Below are 17,290 nucleotides of genomic sequence, written 5' to 3' on the forward strand. Positions count from 1 at the left end.
CACCCACCACGAGGAGAACAAACCATGTTGCTGATCGAATGTCCGTGGTGCGGGCCGCGCGCCGAATCCGAGTTCTCGTGCGGAGGCGAAGCCGACATCGTGCGCCCCGTCAACAACGAGAACATGACCGACCGCGAATGGGGCGAGTACGTGTTCATGCGCGAGAACAAGCGCGGGCTGCACAAGGAGCAATGGCTGCATACGCAGGGTTGCCGCCGCTGGTTCAAGGCCACGCGCGATACGGTGACCTACGACATCAAGAGCTATGAAAAATTCGGCGGCGCAGCCGCCGGCAACGCACACGAAGAGGGCACCAGCAAATGAGCCAGAAAGACCGTCTCGGCACCGGTGGCCGCATCAATCGCGCGATTCCGCTGACCTTCACGTTCAACGGCCGCACCTACCAGGGCTTCCAGGGCGACACGCTCGCGTCCGCGCTGCTCGCGAACGGCGTGCACTTCGTCGCGCGCAGCTTCAAGTACCACCGCCCGCGCGGCATCGTCGCCGCAGGCGTCGAGGAACCGAACGCGGTCGTGCAGCTCGAGTCGGGCCCGTACAGCGTGCCGAACGCGCGCTCGACCGAGATCGAGCTGTACCAGGGCCTCGTCGCGACCAGCGTGAACGCGGAACCGTCGCTCGAGAACGACAAGTACGCGATCAACCAGAAGCTGTCGCGCTTCCTGCCCGCCGGGTTCTATTACAAGACCTTCATGTGGCCGCGCAACATGTGGCCGAAGTATGAAGAGAAGATCCGTGAAGCGGCCGGCCTCGGCAAGGCGCCGGACACGCTCGACGCCGATCGCTACGACAAGTGCTACGCGCATTGCGACGTGCTTGTCGTCGGCGGTGGCCCGTCGGGGCTCGCGGCCGCGCATGCGGCGGCGACGGCCGGCGCGCGCGTGATCCTCGTCGACGACCAGCGCGAGCTCGGCGGCAGCCTGCTGTCGTGCCGCGCGGAGATCGACGGCAAGCCCGCGGTGCAATGGGTCGAGAAGATCGAGGCCGAGCTGCGCAAGCTGCCCGACGTGACGATCCTCACGCGCAGCACCGCGTTCGGCTACCAGGACCACAACCTCGTGACGGTCACGCAGCGCCTGACCGACCACCTGCCGGTGTCGATGCGCAAGGGCACCCGCGAGCTGCTGTGGAAGGTCCGCGCGAAGCGCGTGATCCTCGCGACCGGCGCGCACGAGCGGCCGATCGTGTTCGGCAACAACGACCTGCCGGGCGTGATGCTGGCCGGCGCGGTGTCGGCGTACATCCATCGCTTCGGCGTGCTGCCGGGCCGCGACGCGGTAGTGTTCACGAACAACGACCGCGGCTACCAGGCGGCGCTCGACCTGAAGGCATGCGGCGCGAAGGTGACGATCGTCGATTCGCGCGCATCGTCGAACGGCGCGCTGCCGGCGGCGGCGAAGCGCCAGGGCGTGACGGTGATGAGCGGCGCGGTCGTGACGGCTGCGTCGGGCAAGTGGCGCGTATCGTCGGTCGACGTCGCGTCCTACTCGAACGGCCAGACGGGCGGCAAGCTGAAGACGCTGCCGTGCGACCTCGTCGCGATGTCGGGCGGCTTCAGCCCGGTGCTGCACCTGTTCGCGCAGTCGGGCGGCAAGGCGTGCTGGAGCGACGAGAAGGCCTGCTTCCTGCCCGGCAAGGCCGTGCAGCCCGAGGCGAGCGTCGGCGGGGCGGCGGGCGAGTTCGGCCTGGCGCGCGCGCTGCGGCTCGCGGTGGACGCGGGCGCGGAAGCGGCCAAGGCGGCCGGCCTGAGCGCCGCACAGCGCCCGGTCGCACCGAAGGTCGCGGAAGCCGCGGAAGGCGCGCTGCAGCCGTTGTGGCTCGTCGGCAGCCGCGAGGCCGCCGCGCGCGGGCCGAAGCAGTTCGTCGACTTCCAGAACGACGTGTCGGCCGCCGACATCCTGCTCGCCGCGCGCGAAGGCTTCGAGTCGGTCGAGCACGTGAAGCGCTACACGGCGATGGGCTTCGGCACCGACCAGGGCAAGCTCGGCAACATCAACGGGATGGCGATCCTCGCGCAGGCGCTCGGCAAGTCGATTCCGGAAACCGGCACCACGACGTTCCGCCCGAACTACACGCCGGTGACGTTCGGCACGTTCGCGGGCCGCGAGCTCGGCGATTTCCTCGACCCGATCCGCAAGACCTGCGTGCACGAATGGCACGTCGAGCACGGCGCGATGTTCGAGGACGTCGGCAACTGGAAGCGGCCGTGGTATTTCCCGAAGAACGGCGAGGATCTGCATGCGGCCGTGAAGCGCGAATGCCTCGCGGTGCGCAACAGCGTCGGCATCCTCGACGCGTCGACGCTCGGCAAGATCGACATCCAGGGTCCGGACGCGGTGAAGCTGCTGAACTGGATGTACACGAACCCGTGGAACAAGCTCGAGGTGGGCAAGTGCCGCTACGGGCTGATGCTCGACGAGAACGGCATGGTGTTCGACGACGGCGTGACGGTGCGCCTCGCCGACCAGCACTTCATGATGACCACCACGACGGGCGGCGCGGCGCGCGTGCTGACGTGGCTGGAGCGCTGGCTGCAGACGGAATGGCCGGACATGAAGGTGCGGCTGTCGTCGGTGACGGACCACTGGGCGACCTTCGCGGTCGTCGGCCCGAAGAGCCGCAAGGTCGTGCAGAAGGTGTGCCAGGACATCGACTTCGGCAACGAGGCGTTCCCGTTCATGAGCTACCGCAACGGCACGGTGGCCGGCGCGAAGGCGCGCGTGATGCGGATCAGCTTCTCGGGCGAACTGGCCTACGAAGTGAACGTGCCGGCGAACGCGGGCCGCGCGGTGTGGGAAGCGCTGATGGCCGCGGGCGCCGAGTTCGACATCACGCCGTACGGCACCGAGACGATGCACGTGCTGCGCGCGGAGAAGGGCTACATCATCGTCGGCCAGGACACCGACGGTTCGGTCACGCCGTACGACTTGGGGATGGGCGGGCTCGTCGCGAAGTCGAAGGACTTCCTTGGCAAGCGTTCGCTCACGCGCTCGGATACCGCGAAGGAGGGCCGCAAGCAGTTCGTCGGCCTGCTGACCGACGACGCGCAGACGGTGCTGCCGGAAGGCGCGCAGATCATCGCGAAGGACACGCAGGTGTCGGCCACCGAGCCGACGCCGATGCTCGGCCACGTGACGTCGAGCTACTACAGCCCGATCCTGCAGCGCTCGATCGCGCTGGCGGTGGTGAAGGGCGGCCTGAACAAGATGGGCGAGAGCGTCGTGATTCCGCTGGCCAACGGCAAGCGCATCACCGCGAAGATCTCGAGCCCGGTTTTCTACGATACCGAAGGGGTGCGTCAGCATGTGGAATGAAACCAGAGACCAGGCGCAGGTGGCGGGCACGGGCGGCGTGCGCCTCGAATCGCCGTTCGTCGGCGCGGCCGACCTGCTGAAGACGCAGCAGGCGCGCGCGTCGCAGAAGTTCACGTTCCGCGAGCGGCCGTTCCTCGATCTCGTCAACGTGCGCGGCGAGTTGAGCGACCCCGCGTTCGTCGCCGCGTTCGAGCGCGTGGTGGGCTGCCGGCCGCCGGCCGCGCCGAACACGGTCGCGCGCAGCGCGGAGTACGACGTGCTGTGGCTCGGCCCCGACGAGTGGCTCGTGCGCTCGAACGGCGCGGTGCAGGCCGGCGTGCTCGAGGCGCAGCTCGCCGAGGCCGTGCAGGGCACGTATGCGGCGGCGGTCGACATCGGCAGCGGCTACACGGTCGTGGAGATCAGCGGCGAGCGCGTGCGCGACGTGCTGGCGCGCGGCTGCCCGCTCGACCTGCATCCGCGGCTGTTCAAGCCGGGCCAGTGCGCGCAGACGCATTACTTCAAGGCGGGTGTCGTGCTGGTGCCGACCGGCGACGACACGTTCGAGATCGTCGTGCGCCGCAGCTTCGCCGACTATTTCGTGCGCATCATGCTCGACGCCGCCGCGCCGCTCGCGTCATGAAGCCGGCCGACGAACCGTTCGTGTCGATCGACGTGCCGCGCGTCAGGGGGCGCGGCTGGAGCGTGTTCGTCGACGAACTGATGGTGCCCGCGCGGATCGGCATCCATGCGCACGAGCACGAGGCGCCGCAGCCGATCGTGATCGATGCGCAGCTCGGGTATCGCTGCGAGCCGAACGAGGCGGGCGAGTGGATCGACTATGACGGGTATTGCGCGCGGGTGGCCGCGTTTCTCGCGCACAAGCCGCATACGCGGCTGCTCGAAACGCTGGTGGCCGATCTCGCGGTGATGTCGTTTCGCGAATGGCCGGCGCTGGAGACGCTGACGCTGTCGGTCCACAAGCCGAAGATCCGGCCGGGGACGAAGCGCGTCGGGGTGGGGCTCGACTGGACGCGGGGGGATTACCTGCGGTGGACGGGGGAGGTGGGGAGGGGGTGACGGCGGGCTGATTGCGCGCCGGATGGAATCGCTCGCATGTCGAGCGCAACCTGTCGCGCTCACGACAGAAGTGCCGTTGCTTCCACCCCCTCAAATCGACCCGAACAACGCCCGCGGCCGATCCTTCAACGTCCCCGCCAGAATCCGCAGCCCGTTGACGAGCTCGTCGCGCGTCGACGCGCACGCGAGGTTGATGCGCACGCCGTGCTCGAGCTCCGCGCGATCGACCGCGAACGTCGACGACGGCATCACCACCACGCCGCGCGCCTTCGCATTCGCCGCGAAGTCATCCGCGCGCCACGGCGGCGGCAGCCGCAGCCACACGAACATGCACGCCGGGTCGGATTTCAGCTGCCCGGCCGGCAGCAGCTCCCGCGCGAGATCCACCCGCGCGCGGATTTCCGCCAGTTGCGCATTCATGATCCGCCCGGCGGTGCCGTTCTCGATCCAGGCGGTCGCGATCAGCATCGACATCGGCGCGGGCATCCACGCGGTCGTGCGCACCGCTTCCGCACACAGCGCGACGCTGTCCTTCGGGCAGCACAGGTAGCCGAGCCGCAGCCCCGGCGCGAGGATCTTCGACGTCGCGCCGATATGGAACGTCAGCTCCGGGCACAGCCCCGCGATCGTCGGCAGCCGGTCGCGCACGAGCGGGCCGTACACGTCGTCCTCGATGATCGTCACGTGATGGCGCCGCGCGACGTCGACGAGCGCCATGCGCCGCGCGAGGCTCATCGTCGTCACGGTCGGATTCTGCAGGTTCGGCACGACGAAGATCGCCTTCACGGGCATGCGCTGGCAGATCCGCTCGATCTCGTCGGGCAACAGGCCGTCGTCGTCGGCCGGCGCGCTGACGATCTCGAACTGGAACACCGGCGCGAGCGCCTTGAGGCCGTAATAGGTGAGGCGATCCGCGACGATCACGCCGTCGGTGCCGATCAGGCTGTTCAGCACCGCATACAGGCCATGCTGTGCGCCGCTCGTCACGACCACCTGGTCGCGCGACGGCGCGAAGCCCGGCGCGGCGAGCCATTGCGCGCCGGCCGCGCGCGCCCAGTCGGGCCCCTGCGGCGGCTGGTATTCCTGCAGCGTCGCGAAGCGCGGGTCGTTCGGCAGCGTGCCGAGCGTCTGCGCGAGGCTCGCGAGGAAATCGCCGGTGGCCGGCCGGTTCACGGTCAGGTCGACCACGCCGTCGCCGGCCGCGAGCGACGCGCGCGCCGGCTCGATGCTCGGCATCGCGCCGCCGGTGACGAGCGACCCGCGGCGCTTGCTGCCGATCACGAGGCCGCGCAGCTGCAGCTCCTTGTACGCCCGCGACACGGTCGACACGTTGATGCCGAGCTCGGTCGCGAGCTGGCGCTGCGGCGGCAGGCGGCTGCCCGGCGGGTACGTGCCGTTGCGGATTTCCGTCTCGATCGAGCTCGACACCTCGACGTAGGTCGGGCGCTTCGCCTGCGCCGGCGCGCCGCTGTCGCGCGCGTCGGAAAGTTTGTCTGATGCCATTTGTCGCCTGTCGCCACACAAAAAGCGTTTGTCTGTCGTTTTGCCCTGCCTCGCGATTGTATATGAGCCGCCCCGTGCGTCAAACAGTCCCGCAAAATCCCGCTGAATCAGTCAGTTGAAAGCGGGTAAACACCGACGCCACACAATCTCATTTTGATTGCACACAAAAAATTCTTGTGTGATTCTTGATTCCATCTTTGTGTGAGTGCAGTGCGCCGGAGGGGATGCATCATGGCGAACGTCGCCATCGTGGGGGCAGGTTTCATCGGGCTCGGCGCGGCCGCCTGGCTGCAGCGCGACGGGCACCGCGTGACGCTGTTCGACCCGGCGGGCGTCGGGCACGGCGCGTCGTTCGGCAACGCCGCGACGTTCGCGCCGTACGGCTGCGTGCCGGTGAACAGCCCGTCGGTGTTCCGCGACATCCCGCACTACCTGTTCGCCGCCGACAGCCCGCTGCGCATCCGCTGGCCGTACCTGCTGCGCGGCGCGCCCTGGCTGGCGAGGTTCCTGGTCGCGTCGACGCCGGCCCGGCACCTGCGCAGCGTGCAGGCGCTGGCCGCGCTGCTGTCGCGCGCCGCCGAAGGCTACGCGCCGTTGCTCGGCACGCCGCGGCTTGCGGCGTTCGTGCGGCCGCGCGAGTGCCTGTACCTGTACGCGCGGCAGGCGTCGTTCGAGGCCGCGCAGCCGTCGCTCGCGCTGCGCCGCCGGTTCGGCGTCGCGTTCGAGACGCTCGACGCGGCCGGCATCCGCCGCCTTGAGCCCGCGCTCGCGCCGATCTTCTCGCACGGCGTGCTGTTCGACGGCAGCTGGCATTTTTCCGATCCGCACGGCTTTCTCGGCGCGCTGTTCGACCATCTGGCCACGGGCGGCGCGGCGCTCGAACGCGCGCACGTCGAGCGGATCGAGCCGGCCGCCGACGGCGTGACGCTGATCGCCGACGGCGCGACGCGCACCTTCGACCACGTCGTGATTGCGGCGGGCGCACGCTCGCGCGCGTTCGCGGCCGCGTGCGGCGATCGCGTGCCGCTCGATACGGAGCGCGGTTACCACGTGCAGTTCGCGCAGCGCGAGCACGTCGTGTCGCGGCCGGTCGGCTGGGCCGAGCGCGGCTTCTACATGACGCCGCTCGACGAAGGGCTGCGCGCGGCCGGCACGGTCGAGCTCGGCGGCCTCGATGCCGGTGAGAACCGCGCGCTCGTCGACCTGCTGACGCGCTCGGCGCGCGAGGCGCTGCCGGCGCTCGGTGCGCCCGTGCGCAGCTGGCTCGGCTTTCGCCCGACGCTGCCGGACGGCGTGCCGGTGCTCGGCCGCGCGCGGCGCAGCGAACGCGTGATCTACGCGTTCGGCCACCAGCATCTCGGCGTGACGCTGGCGGGCATCACCGGCCGGATCGTGGCGGACCTGGTTGCGATGCGCGCGCCGCCGCTCGACCTGGCCGGCTATCGGGCCACGCGTTTTTGACTTTGACGCGCCGCGATCGGACGGCGCGCGACCCCGGATACGGCTTCGAGTCGTCGCGTATCGAAGCGGCCGGAACGGTAGACACGAACCGCGACTTCAACCGCAGCAAGGAGGCATCATGAATCGTCGTAACTGGCTGGTATGGCTGGCGGTCTGCTCGATCGGCACGGCCGTCACGTCCGCGCAGGGGGCGGACGTGGAAACCGTGAAGATCGGCTTCGCCGGCCCGCTGACGGGGCCGGTCGCCCGCGTCGGCAAGGATCTGCAATACGGCGCGCAGCTCGCGCTCGACGAGGAGAACGCGAAGCACCCGACGATCGGCGGCAAGCCGGTGCGCTACGTGCTCGACGTGCAGGACGATCAGGCCGATCCGCGCACCGCGATCCAGGTCGCGCAGAAGCTCGTCGACGACGGCGTGGTGGGCGTGATCGGGCATTACAACTCGGGCTGCAGCATTCCGGCGTCGGCCGTGTACCGGCAGGCGAACGTGACGATGATCACGCCCGGGTCGACCAATCCGCAGCTCACGATGCAGGGCTTCAAGAACGTGTTCCGCACGATGGGGCACGACGGGATCGGCGGCGTGGTCGCGGGGCGTTTCGCGGTCGAGCAGCTGAAGGCGAAGCGGATCGGCATCATCGACGATCGCACCGCATTCGGCCAGGGGCTCGCGGATGCGTTCGAGAAGGGCGTGAAGGAGGCGCACGGCACGGTCGTCAGCCGCGAATACACGAACGACAAGGCGGTCGATTTCCGCGGCATCCTGACGACGCTGAAGAGCAACAACATCGACCTGCTGTTCTTCGGCGGGCTCGACGAGCAGGGCGCGATGCTGGTCAAGCAGATGCGCTCGCTCGGCATCCGCGCGCAGCTGTTCGGCGCGGGCGCGCTGAAAAGCAACGCATTCCTGAAGATCGCCGGCAGCTCCGGCGAAGGCACGCAGGATCTCGAGCCGGGCCCCGCGCTCGACAAGCTGCCGGCCGCGCAGGCGTTCGCGCAGCGCTACAAGGCGCGCTTCAACCAGGATGTCGAACTGTATGCGCCGTTTGCGTACGACGCGGCGCTCGCGATGATCGCGGCGATCCACAATGCCGATTCGGCCGATCGCGGCAAGGTCGTGCAGAGCATGCCGAAGGTGTCGGTCACGGGCGTGACGGGGAAGATCTCGTTCGACGAACGCGGCGACCTGATCAAGCCGCCTTATACGCTGTTCCGGGTCGAGCAGGGGCAGTGGCGCAGCATCCGCACGGTCGGCGGCGCGTCGAACGGGTGACGGGGGGCGTCAGTGCGTGTTCGGCGTCTTCGGGAGGTCGGACGCCGGCACGCTGACCGGCATCATGCCCGCGTTTGCATCGTCGCGCGGGTCGAGCACGAAGCGGAACGACTCGACCCGCTGCATCACTTTCGCCGCATACGCGTGCGAGCCGCCGTAGCTCTTCAGCGCGGCGCCCACGTCGCCGCCGGCGGCCTTCACGTAGCCGGACAGGATCGCCGAGCCGGCGTTGACGTTGGCGGTCGGCTCGGTGAGGTCCTTCACGTTCCGCAGCAGCCCGCGGTGCGCGCTGGGCACCACCTGCATCAGCCCGGTTGCGCCGCCCGCGCCGCGCGCCTTTTCCTGGAAGCGCGATTCGATCGAGATGATCGCGTAAACCAGTGCCGGCGGCAGCGAATATTTCGTTGCATTAGCGCTCACGATGTCGGCGAGTTTGGCGGCCTTCTCTTTCGCGACGCCGAATTTCTTCGTCAGGTAGGCGGTGATGCGGCGGTTTTCCTCGTTCGGCTGGGTGTCGGCCTGCGGCGCGGACGCGGCCGATGCCGCGGAGGCGGCCACCGCGATCGATGCGGGCGCAAGCGGTGCGGGCGCTTGCTGCGCCGACGCTTGATTCGCGGTGCAAAGCAACAACACGGTCAGCCAGGGAAACCGTCGCATGGTCCGGGGGAGGGAATTGGGAGGCGCACAGTATATCCACCATTCGTCACAGCCGGCTGGAATCAAGACTGAATTGAAAGGTACATGTAACAGCCGTCGGAATCAGTCCCGATCGAGATTGGCCTTCAGAATCCGAAGCCGAGTCCGGCCGTCGGGCGTGAAATGCGTGCCGAAGCGCACCAGCCCTTCCTGATGCAAATGGCAACTCATCGTGAAACTCAGCAGCATGCCAGGTTCCGTCTCACTGACCTGGATGTCGATGGCCTTCACGCGCGGCTCATACTTGAGTATCGTTGCTTCGATCGCATGCCTGAGCTTGTGTGCGGACGACGGCAGGTGCCGGTAGATTTCCGACAGATCGTCCAGTCCGTAATCCGGCAGGTGCGCGAGGCCGTTGCGTCGACTGTTCAGGATGCGCTGAATGTTGTCTTGCACCGAGAGAAAGGTTTGTGTCGCGGCGTCGAAATCATCGATTCGCGAACCGTTTGCGAAATGTCCCGTTATCGCTTCGAAGAGGCCTGGCCCGCGCGTCATGCCCTCACCTCCACAGCAGCGTCGAATTCGACCGCCGCGACACTTGCAATATCGCGCTCAACGTTCAAGCCGCCATCGTTCCGAACCGAGTCGCCGAACCTATACTGCGGCGTCGCTTGAAACGAGCGGTGCTGCGCGATCCTGGCGATCGAACCGCTCAGCCATCCATCGAGCGCAAGGTACAGGGCGCCTGTCGCGACGACGGAGAGCACGAGCCAGATGGGCGCGGAGAGACGACGGTGGCGGTGCGTGGCATCGGATTTGACAATGATGGGACCGGACGCGCCGAGGCTGCCGCCGAGGCGCTCGTCGATCGTTCGCAAGAGCATTGCGTGAGCATCCTGGCCACTCAGCGCGAGCTTGCCGGTGAATCCAAGACTCAGTACGGCACGGAAGATTGCCAGCAATGGCAGTACGGGCCGGGGCTCGGCGAGACGACGCTCGATACGCGAAATCACTTCGTCGCCGGCGTCATGCCGCTGGAATTCACCGATCTGCAAAGGTTCGCGCTCCCAGGCGTCGCGGTCGTCCCCCGTCAAGTTGCGAAGTGCTGATTCATCGAGCAATGCGCACTGGGCATACACGGCGTCTTCCACGACGTCGTGCGGATGACCGGTCGATATCATTTCCTCGCGCAGTCGAGCGATCTGCTGGCTGCATGTTTTCCGAAGGGAATCGAACGACTGAGGCGCGAGACCACAGCGAAGACTCGCGACGGTCAATGCCGTATCGCGTAGCGCGACCGGCAGCAACACCTTGGTGTCGGTTCGCGAATCAGGCGTCATGTCGGCAACACCGCATAAAGTTCGAGCGAGACATCCGGTACCGACGCCGGGACGTAGAACTGGCATGCGCGTGCATCCAGCATTCGTTTGAATGCCGGGTGAGTGTTGTCGAGGGCAAAGTACTGGTTCTCGATGCGAATGGGAATGGCCGCGGGCAGGCGTGCCATCGCGCGCAGCGGAATACCGGGCAAGGCCGAGTTGACGATCTGCTCGACCTCGTCGGGGGCGCCGGCCTTGCACAAGCGCGGCAGCTGATCGAGCAGCGCATGAGGAGAGAGTCCGGACTGGACCGACAGGTAGTAGTCGGCACCGTCGACGAGCCGTTCGTCGTTGATCTTTCCGGCCCATACCGTTTCTCGTACCTTATCCAGGGCGATCGGCACGACGCGCGAAGGAATGACGGTATCGAGGAGCGTGCGAATCAGCGATTCCAGTTCGGCAAATACCGGTTCGGGGGCGCGGTGGTCGTAAGGCGGAATGGCCTGCAGCGTCTCCACTGTCGAGAATGTCAACAGCGATCCGGCCAGGCGCGCCAGCACGCCGTACAATCGTTCGGGATGCTGGCCGGGCGCCTGACACAGGCGGGCAAGATCCGGCCACGCGCTGTTCACGCTGTGCAGCAACCAGAAGAGCGACACATCGGCAACCGCATAGTCGGCAATCTGGTCGGAGCGCTCGCGACGACGAACCGCGAGGCTGGCGCTTTTGGCGACAAGGATCTCCGACAAGCGGTTCATGCGGCCGACCAATTGGTCGCTGGCAGACAGAACGAGGCACGGAGGTACGAAGGCGACGTCCATCTCGAAGCGTCCCTGTGCGCTGCGTACGAATTTTCCGATCGGGCAGGTCACGTAGTCGCCCGCCTCCTCGAAATCGAACATCAGCGCCAGCGCATGGCGTTCGACGCTGATTTCCTCTTTTTCGTCACCGTTCATGTCGGCAACCTGAAGGTATTCCCGCCGGAAGCGTCGCGGACGAGCCGGCTTGTCATCCGCTTCAATGCAGTTTCCACCCTGAGGGTCGATCAGCGGCAGCCCGACGAGCACGACGACCGACTCGGTTCGAGCCGGCACGTCGTTCAGATCGCGCGCCGGAGGCAGGCAGTCGGCCGACTCGGTGTCGATCAAGGTTCCGTCGGGCAGGCGCATATCGAGGGCAGACAGCTGCAGACGATCGATGGCCAGCGCCTGAATATCGAACGCAACCCGGCGCACTCCCCAAGGGTCGGGGCTGGCAATGCGTGCAATACGTTCGTCGCATGTTCGTTCCCACAACGCCTGTTGCTGGAAGTGCTGGGGCGTCATGAAAATGCCTTTTGCCCAAAGTGGTCTCGTTATTTTCATCGATAGTGTTCGGTATTGGAAATAGGGTTCAGGGTCGGGTGCCGGCAAGCGGCATCAATTCTTCGCCTTCGGCATTTGCGAGACCAGTGACAGGTTGATATCCATCCCTTCGATCTGGAAGTGCGGAACGATGAAGAGCTTGACGCGGAAAAACCCTGGGTTGTCCTCGATGTCCTCTACGCTCACGCGCGCTTCTCGCAGCGGGTGCGACGTCTGGAGATCGTCACTGGGATCGGTCATCTCCGTGACGAGCGATTTGATCCATGCGTTCAATTCAAGCTCGAGCAGGCGTCTGTCTTTCGTCGTCCCGATGTTCTCGCGCTGGATCAGCTTCAGATAGTGGGCGATGCGGGACAGCAGGAAGATATATGGCAGGCGCGCGTTGATGCGGCTGTTTGCGGCCGCCTCCCTCGTCTCGTACTGCGCCGGCCGTTGTGCCGAGTTGGCCGAGAAGAAGCAGGCAAAGTCGTGGTTCCGGTAGAACGACAATGGAATGAGGCCGAGATTGGCGAACTCGAATTCGCGCGCCTCCGGAATGAGCGCCTCGGTTGGAATTTTCGCCGGGTTGCCGGTGCCCAGGTCATACAGGTGAGTGGGCAGGTCTTCAACCAGGCCGCCCGCCTGCGGCCCGCGAATCTGCACGCACCAGCCATTCCTGATGAAGCTTTTCACCATGTTCGCGCCGAACGCGAACGATGCATTTGCCCAGAGATAACGCGCCGAGCCGGGCGCGCTGACCGCCTCCCGGTAGTTGAATGCGCGCACGGGAAAGGTGTTCGGGCCATATGGCAGGCGGGCCAGAAAGCGCGGAAGCGTGAGACCGATGTAGCGGGCATCGTCGGTCTCCCGGAAGCTCTTCCATTTCTGATATTCGGAGCGATCGAAATAGTTGCCGATGTCGCGGATGCCGACGACTTCCTCCATCGATTCCTTGCCGAAGAACATCGGCGACACCGATCCGATGAACGGCATGTGTGCCGCCGCCGACACCTTCGAAATATCGCGCAGCAGTGCAATGTCCTGCGCGCTGCGATCGAAAGCGTAGTTGGAGATGATGGCCCCGATCGGCTCGCCGCCGGGCGTGTCGTATTCGTGGGCGTATGTGTGCAGATAGAGGCCGCTTTGAATGATCTCGGGCGCATCCTCGAAATCCTGGCGCAACTGCTCCTTCGACACGTCGAGCACTTCAATGCGCACGTTGCGACGAAAGTCAGTGTGATCGACGAGATATTTCAGGCCGCGCCATGTCGACTCGATTTGCTGGAATGCTGCGTTGTGCAGGATCTCGTCGATCTGATCGCCGATCTGGAGATCGAGTCGGGCGATATGGAAATCGAGCAGGCTCTTGTCGAGCTCGTCGACCTCGCATGACCCGTCGTCAATCATGGCGAGGAGCACGGCGATTGCATGCGTCATGCGTTCGGCGAGCGGCGCTTCCAGCAGCCTATCCGCACGCTCGAAGGCGCGAAGAGGCCGCAGAAACCCGACTGGCTTCAGGTTGATGCTTTCGCACAGTGTTTCATAGGCACCTTTCACATGTGGGGTGATGACCGCCGTGCTCTCCCCCGCAGAATGATGTGGTCTCGTTTCGCGTTCTGACATTTCGCAATATTTTTCGATGCCGTGCGGTCGACGCCCGGTACATGAGTCCGTTGGGCGCATGGCCGATACGTGATTCTGAATCGAGACCGAATGCTGCTTGGGGCATCGAATTCAGGAAGCGGCCAATCCACGTCGCGCTCACAACAATTTCAAGATAAAGATAGGGATGAAAATTGATGGCGCGAATAAATAGCACACAAATTCCATCTTGAAATATGTGTGCATGAAATATTTCGTGGACTGCGAAAAATACGCAAACGTCCATTCACATGAGATGACAATGTGTTTACCATGGCCCGCAAAAATTCATGCCGGGTTGCAATGGCAGTACACGCAACATTGGAGGCAGCCGTTCTGCAATTGAGGGAAGAGGGACGATGACGGATCTGCTTGAGAGGTTGGACGAGTATGCGACGAACCCGGGGGCGATGACGGGCCGGCAATCGTATTTCCTGGAAGTGTTGGGAGAATCCACAAGCCGGGAATTGTCGGTGGTGTCGTTCACGGCAACCGAGCGCATGGGCGATCCATACCGGATCGTCATCGAAGTGACGCACCCGAATCATCTTGCACGCGGCGACTATCTCGGACGCGACGCAAGCTTCACGATCGAGCCGGCAAACGGCGCTCGGCCCCGGGTGTTCGCCGGCTGCATCACGCGTTTCGCGAAAACGAAGACGACGAGGGACTTCAGCCGCTACCGGATCGTCGTCGAGGCGCATATCGCGCGCCTGCGGTTGACGCGCACGAGCCGTATCTATCAGCAGCAGAGCGCACCGCAGATTATCGAGGCGATCCTGCGCCGCCATGGTTTCAAGGGCCACCAGTTCACATTCGACCTGCGCCGCCAGTACCCGCAACATGCGTTTCGTTTCCAGTATCAGGTTTCGGACTTGGCCTATATCCGGATGCTGATGCAGAAGGAAGGGATCTACAGTTACTTCACGCAGGGCAAGCACGGCGATGTGATCGTGTTTGCCGACGACATCGACCATTACGTCTATACGCCGGAACTGAAGGCGGCATACCGGGAGACTGCCGGGCTGGAGGCGGGCGTCGAGGCGGTGTTCGCGCTCGAGATGCATGCGGAAACGGTCCCGCAATCGATCCTGGTGGCGGACTACAACCCCGATCAGGCCTGGGAGCGGTTCAAAGCTGACGCCAACGTCGCAAAGAAGGACACCACGACATACGGGCAGTCCTATGTCTACGGTACGCATCATCTGGATCAGGATGGCGCGCGCTGGGAGGCGCAACTGCGTCACGAAGCGGAGATTGCATGGCAGGTGCTCTACGAGGGCGAAAGCAACGTCCTCGAGCTGCGTCCGGCGCGCGTGCTCCGTGTCGACGAGGAACTGCCGGACGCGCCGAATGGCCAGGTGATCATCGAGACGATTCACTCGGGAGCACGGGACCAGGCGTACCGCAACAGCTACAAGGCCATTCCCGCAGACCGCCGCTTCCGCCTGAAACTTGACGTGGAAAGCTGGGCGAAGATCAGCGGCACCCTGAGTGCGCGCGTGACGTCTCCACGCGACTACGAATACGCATATCTGACGCAGCAGGGCTATTACACCGTGCGCTTCGACCTGGATTTCGACGAATGGAATCCGGGCGGCGAGAGTGTGCCGCTGCGCCTCGCGAAGCCGTTTGCAGGCGGCCTCCAGACCGGCTTTCATTTTCCTGCGCTGCACGGCGACGAAGCCGTGGTGGAATTTCGCGACGGCAACCCGGACAAGCCGTACATCTCCCAGTTTCACCACCACAGCCAGGCGGTCGACCTGATCACGAATCAGGACCGGTGGCTGTCGCGCAACGTGATTCGCACGCAGAGCAACAACAAGCTGCGGATGGAGGATTGGCGAGGCTGCGAAGGCATCAAGCTGTCGACCGATCATTCGGGCAAGAGTCAGCTGAATCTCGGCTATCTGGTCGATTCAAAAAAGCAGCGGCGCGGCGAGGGCTTCGAGCTGCGCACGTCGGGTCATGGTGCGGTCCGAGGCGGAAAGGGGCTGTTCGTTTCCACGGACGACAGGCCGAATGCGGCCGGTGAGCAACTCGACATGCAGGAGGCGATGACGCGGCTCGGCGACGCGCAGGCCCGCATGGAGGGGCTGGCGCAGGCCGCGAGCATCGCACGGGCCGACGCGGCCGATGCGAAAGCAATGCAGCAGGTGCTCCAGGAGCAGATTCGGGATCTGCAACAGGCGGTCATGCTGCTGTCGTCGAACGCGTCCGTCGCCGTCGTGACGCCCGATGCGCTCGTCCACAGCGCCGGCAGCAATCTGACGATGACCGCGGGGGCCAGCGCGGATATCGGCGTGTTGCGCAGGTTCACGGTGGCGGCGGGCGAGGCAATCAGCCTGTTCGCGCAAAAAATGGGCATCAAGCTGTTCGCCAGCCACGGGAAAGTGCGGATCCAGGCGCAGAACGACGAGATGGAGCTGACGTCGCAGCAGAACATGACCGTGACCAGCAGCGGGGGGCATGTGGTCGTTCAGGCGGGCAAGTCCGTCATGCTCACGGATGGCGGCGGCGCATACATCAAGCTTGAAAACGGAAACGTGACGATCGCGTCGCCGAACAAGGTGGCGATCCGGATGGCGAACTTCGCGTGGGAAGACCCGGATAGCGCGGCAGGCAAGCTGCCGGCGTTCGCCGCGTGCAAAGGATCGCAGGGGCTCGCTTCGATGTCGGGCGAAAACAGCGTGGCGCTGGGATGACGGCGAACCTGCAACCTGCCGCTCCGATTTCGCGTTGTCTGCCGCCAACGCTGACGGGCGGAGGCTATCTGTTGCTCGATCCCGCTGCGTTCGATGACGGCGGCCTGGTGGCCACGCTGAACCTGACTTGGTGCAGCCCGACCAATTGGGGCAAGGATCTTGCCGGTCTGCCGGCGCTCGTCGATCTTGCCCGGTGCGACGCGTGGCAGAAGGAATGGTTGGCATCCGTGCTGGATGCGGAGCATGTGATTCGGCAAAGCAAGCCGCTGACGCGCACCAGTATCGGGGCGTATATCGAAGCGCCTGTTTCGCTCGATGAGCTGGCCGGGCATCTTGCGAACCGTCTGCTGGTGTTGCCGATCCATAAAAGCGGCAACCGTTCTCCAGGCGGCGCGTTGTGGCGCTTCTTCGATCCGCGCGTGTTCGCCAATCTGTGCTGGATGCTCGCCCCCGGCATGTTGACCGCGCTGACGGAGCACGTGTCCGGCTGGTCGTTTCCGTGGCTGAACGGCTGGTTCCGATTCGACGCGGTTACCGGGCATTCGTCCGTGGCCGACATGGAACCGCTTGCGCTGCTACAGGAGCGTTTCGACGAGTTCACGCGGATCGACATCGATGTATGGGACCGCGCGCAGCGAATCTCGAGCATCAATCAGGTGCTTGCCCGCATCGATTTGCCGGCGGAGCTGTCCTGGGAGCAGCAAGCCGCTCTGGCGGCACGCGTCGAATCGGCGCTGGTGGCGGCCGAACATCGGTTGCACTGGGATCAGCGCGAAGACCGCGTGCGGTACGCGGAATACGCAGTGCGCTATGGGCCGGCGTTCCTGGCGCACCCGAAATTGAGCGACAGCTGGGCGCAACTCGACGCGCGAACCGTCTCCATGAACTGGGCCGAACTGATCGCGTTGCTCACGCCGGAAGAGCATCAGGCGCTCGCGTCGCACGCAGTTGACCAAGACTGCACCCAAGGCGGCCGACCCGTTCCGAATCAAACCCCCAACCCGTAGGACATGACATC

General features: G+C 65.3%; 14 protein-coding genes. 8 read left to right on the forward strand and 6 right to left on the reverse strand.

Annotation, left to right across the window (positions count from 1 at the left end):
- Positions 1-24: 24 nt before the first annotated feature.
- Genes ABFO07_RS17670 through ABFO07_RS17685 form a run of 4 tightly spaced genes read left to right on the forward strand, consistent with a single transcriptional unit; the run spans position 25 to position 4,391 of the window.
- Positions 25-324 (forward strand): sarcosine oxidase subunit delta, encoded by a 300-nt coding sequence (locus ABFO07_RS17670; RefSeq protein WP_059565877.1) that lies wholly within the window; start codon positions 25-27, stop codon positions 322-324.
- The gene (locus ABFO07_RS17675; RefSeq protein WP_059907495.1) at positions 321-3,332 is read left to right on the forward strand and encodes a sarcosine oxidase subunit alpha family protein; all 3,012 of its coding nucleotides are present in this window, start codon (positions 321-323) and stop codon (positions 3,330-3,332) included. Before ABFO07_RS17670 ends, ABFO07_RS17675 begins: the two co-directional genes overlap by 4 nt.
- Positions 3,322-3,954, forward strand: a complete 633-nt coding sequence (locus ABFO07_RS17680) for a sarcosine oxidase subunit gamma (protein WP_059907496.1) — start codon at positions 3,322-3,324, stop codon at positions 3,952-3,954. Before ABFO07_RS17675 ends, ABFO07_RS17680 begins: the two co-directional genes overlap by 11 nt.
- A complete protein-coding gene (locus ABFO07_RS17685) occupies positions 3,951-4,391 on the forward strand; it encodes a dihydroneopterin aldolase (protein WP_059801565.1) in 441 nt (146 codons plus the stop codon). Before ABFO07_RS17680 ends, ABFO07_RS17685 begins: the two co-directional genes overlap by 4 nt.
- A gap of 90 nt (positions 4,392-4,481) precedes the next feature.
- Here the strand turns inward: ABFO07_RS17685 and ABFO07_RS17690 are convergent, their stop codons facing one another.
- Entirely contained in the window at positions 4,482-5,894 is a 1,413-nt protein-coding gene (locus ABFO07_RS17690) for a PLP-dependent aminotransferase family protein (RefSeq protein ID WP_347469346.1), read from the reverse strand.
- Between the two features lie 231 nt (positions 5,895-6,125).
- Here ABFO07_RS17690 and ABFO07_RS17695 point away from each other — a divergent pair, with 231 nt between their 5' ends.
- Positions 6,126-7,355, forward strand: a complete 1,230-nt coding sequence (locus ABFO07_RS17695) for an NAD(P)/FAD-dependent oxidoreductase (protein WP_059992649.1) — start codon at positions 6,126-6,128, stop codon at positions 7,353-7,355.
- A 118-nt stretch (positions 7,356-7,473) separates the two neighbouring features.
- Positions 7,474-8,628: a branched-chain amino acid ABC transporter substrate-binding protein gene (locus ABFO07_RS17700; RefSeq protein WP_059801560.1), complete on the forward strand. Its 1,155-nt coding sequence runs from the start codon at positions 7,474-7,476 to the stop codon at positions 8,626-8,628.
- Positions 8,629-8,637: 9 nt separating this feature from the next.
- Here ABFO07_RS17700 and ABFO07_RS17705 read toward each other — a convergent pair whose 3' ends face one another.
- From ABFO07_RS17705 to tssC, 5 genes are all read right to left on the reverse strand, one after another.
- Positions 8,638-9,285 carry a transglycosylase SLT domain-containing protein gene (locus ABFO07_RS17705; protein ID WP_059884556.1) on the reverse strand — a complete coding sequence of 216 codons (648 nt, stop codon included), beginning with the start codon at positions 9,283-9,285 and terminating at the stop codon, positions 8,638-8,640.
- Between the two features lie 102 nt (positions 9,286-9,387).
- Positions 9,388-9,819 carry a type VI secretion system baseplate subunit TssE gene (tssE, locus tag ABFO07_RS17710; RefSeq protein ID WP_059565869.1) on the reverse strand — a complete coding sequence of 144 codons (432 nt, stop codon included), beginning with the start codon at positions 9,817-9,819 and terminating at the stop codon, positions 9,388-9,390.
- Positions 9,816-10,604 (reverse strand): DotU/TssL family secretion system protein, encoded by a 789-nt coding sequence (locus ABFO07_RS17715; RefSeq protein WP_081068243.1) that lies wholly within the window; start codon positions 10,602-10,604, stop codon positions 9,816-9,818. Before ABFO07_RS17715 ends, tssE begins: the two co-directional genes overlap by 4 nt.
- On the reverse strand, positions 10,601-11,947 hold the full coding sequence (tssK, locus tag ABFO07_RS17720; protein ID WP_347469347.1) for a type VI secretion system baseplate subunit TssK: 1,347 nt from the start codon (positions 11,945-11,947) through the stop codon (positions 10,601-10,603). The genes ABFO07_RS17715 and tssK overlap by 4 nt, the downstream gene beginning before the upstream one ends.
- A 54-nt stretch (positions 11,948-12,001) precedes the next feature.
- Complete coding sequence (gene tssC, locus ABFO07_RS17725; protein ID WP_347469348.1) at positions 12,002-13,549, reverse strand: type VI secretion system contractile sheath large subunit; 1,548 nt, start codon at positions 13,547-13,549, stop codon at positions 12,002-12,004.
- 377 nt (positions 13,550-13,926) lie between these two features.
- Here tssC and ABFO07_RS17730 point away from each other — a divergent pair, with 377 nt between their 5' ends.
- Both ABFO07_RS17730 and ABFO07_RS17735 read left to right on the forward strand, forming a co-directional pair.
- Positions 13,927-16,272 (forward strand): type VI secretion system Vgr family protein, encoded by a 2,346-nt coding sequence (locus tag ABFO07_RS17730; RefSeq protein WP_347469349.1) that lies wholly within the window; start codon positions 13,927-13,929, stop codon positions 16,270-16,272.
- On the forward strand, positions 16,269-17,279 hold the full coding sequence (locus ABFO07_RS17735) for a hypothetical protein (RefSeq protein ID WP_347469350.1): 1,011 nt from the start codon (positions 16,269-16,271) through the stop codon (positions 17,277-17,279). Before ABFO07_RS17730 ends, ABFO07_RS17735 begins: the two co-directional genes overlap by 4 nt.
- Positions 17,280-17,290 lie beyond the last annotated feature (11 nt).

This window comes from Burkholderia stagnalis (assembly GCF_039848545.1).
GTDB lineage: Bacteria > Pseudomonadota > Gammaproteobacteria > Burkholderiales > Burkholderiaceae > Burkholderia > Burkholderia stagnalis.

Coding starts and splice junctions, on each gene's coding strand:
- ABFO07_RS17675 (WP_059907495.1), top strand. CDS start 321: ATGAGCCAGAAAGACCGTCTCGGCACCGGTGGCCGCATCAATCGCGCG.
- ABFO07_RS17700 (WP_059801560.1), top strand. CDS start 7,474: ATGAATCGTCGTAACTGGCTGGTATGGCTGGCGGTCTGCTCGATCGGC.
- ABFO07_RS17735 (WP_347469350.1), top strand. CDS start 16,269: ATGACGGCGAACCTGCAACCTGCCGCTCCGATTTCGCGTTGTCTGCCG.
- ABFO07_RS17690 (WP_347469346.1), bottom strand. CDS start 5,894: ATGGCATCAGACAAACTTTCCGACGCGCGCGACAGCGGCGCGCCGGCG.
- ABFO07_RS17715 (WP_081068243.1), bottom strand. CDS start 10,604: ATGACGCCTGATTCGCGAACCGACACCAAGGTGTTGCTGCCGGTCGCG.
- ABFO07_RS17680 (WP_059907496.1), top strand. CDS start 3,322: ATGTGGAATGAAACCAGAGACCAGGCGCAGGTGGCGGGCACGGGCGGC.
- ABFO07_RS17730 (WP_347469349.1), top strand. CDS start 13,927: ATGACGGATCTGCTTGAGAGGTTGGACGAGTATGCGACGAACCCGGGG.
- ABFO07_RS17685 (WP_059801565.1), top strand. CDS start 3,951: ATGAAGCCGGCCGACGAACCGTTCGTGTCGATCGACGTGCCGCGCGTC.
- ABFO07_RS17670 (WP_059565877.1), top strand. CDS start 25: ATGTTGCTGATCGAATGTCCGTGGTGCGGGCCGCGCGCCGAATCCGAG.
- ABFO07_RS17695 (WP_059992649.1), top strand. CDS start 6,126: ATGGCGAACGTCGCCATCGTGGGGGCAGGTTTCATCGGGCTCGGCGCG.
- tssC (WP_347469348.1), bottom strand. CDS start 13,549: ATGTCAGAACGCGAAACGAGACCACATCATTCTGCGGGGGAGAGCACG.
- ABFO07_RS17705 (WP_059884556.1), bottom strand. CDS start 9,285: ATGCGACGGTTTCCCTGGCTGACCGTGTTGTTGCTTTGCACCGCGAAT.
- tssK (WP_347469347.1), bottom strand. CDS start 11,947: ATGAAAATAACGAGACCACTTTGGGCAAAAGGCATTTTCATGACGCCC.
- tssE (WP_059565869.1), bottom strand. CDS start 9,819: ATGACGCGCGGGCCAGGCCTCTTCGAAGCGATAACGGGACATTTCGCA.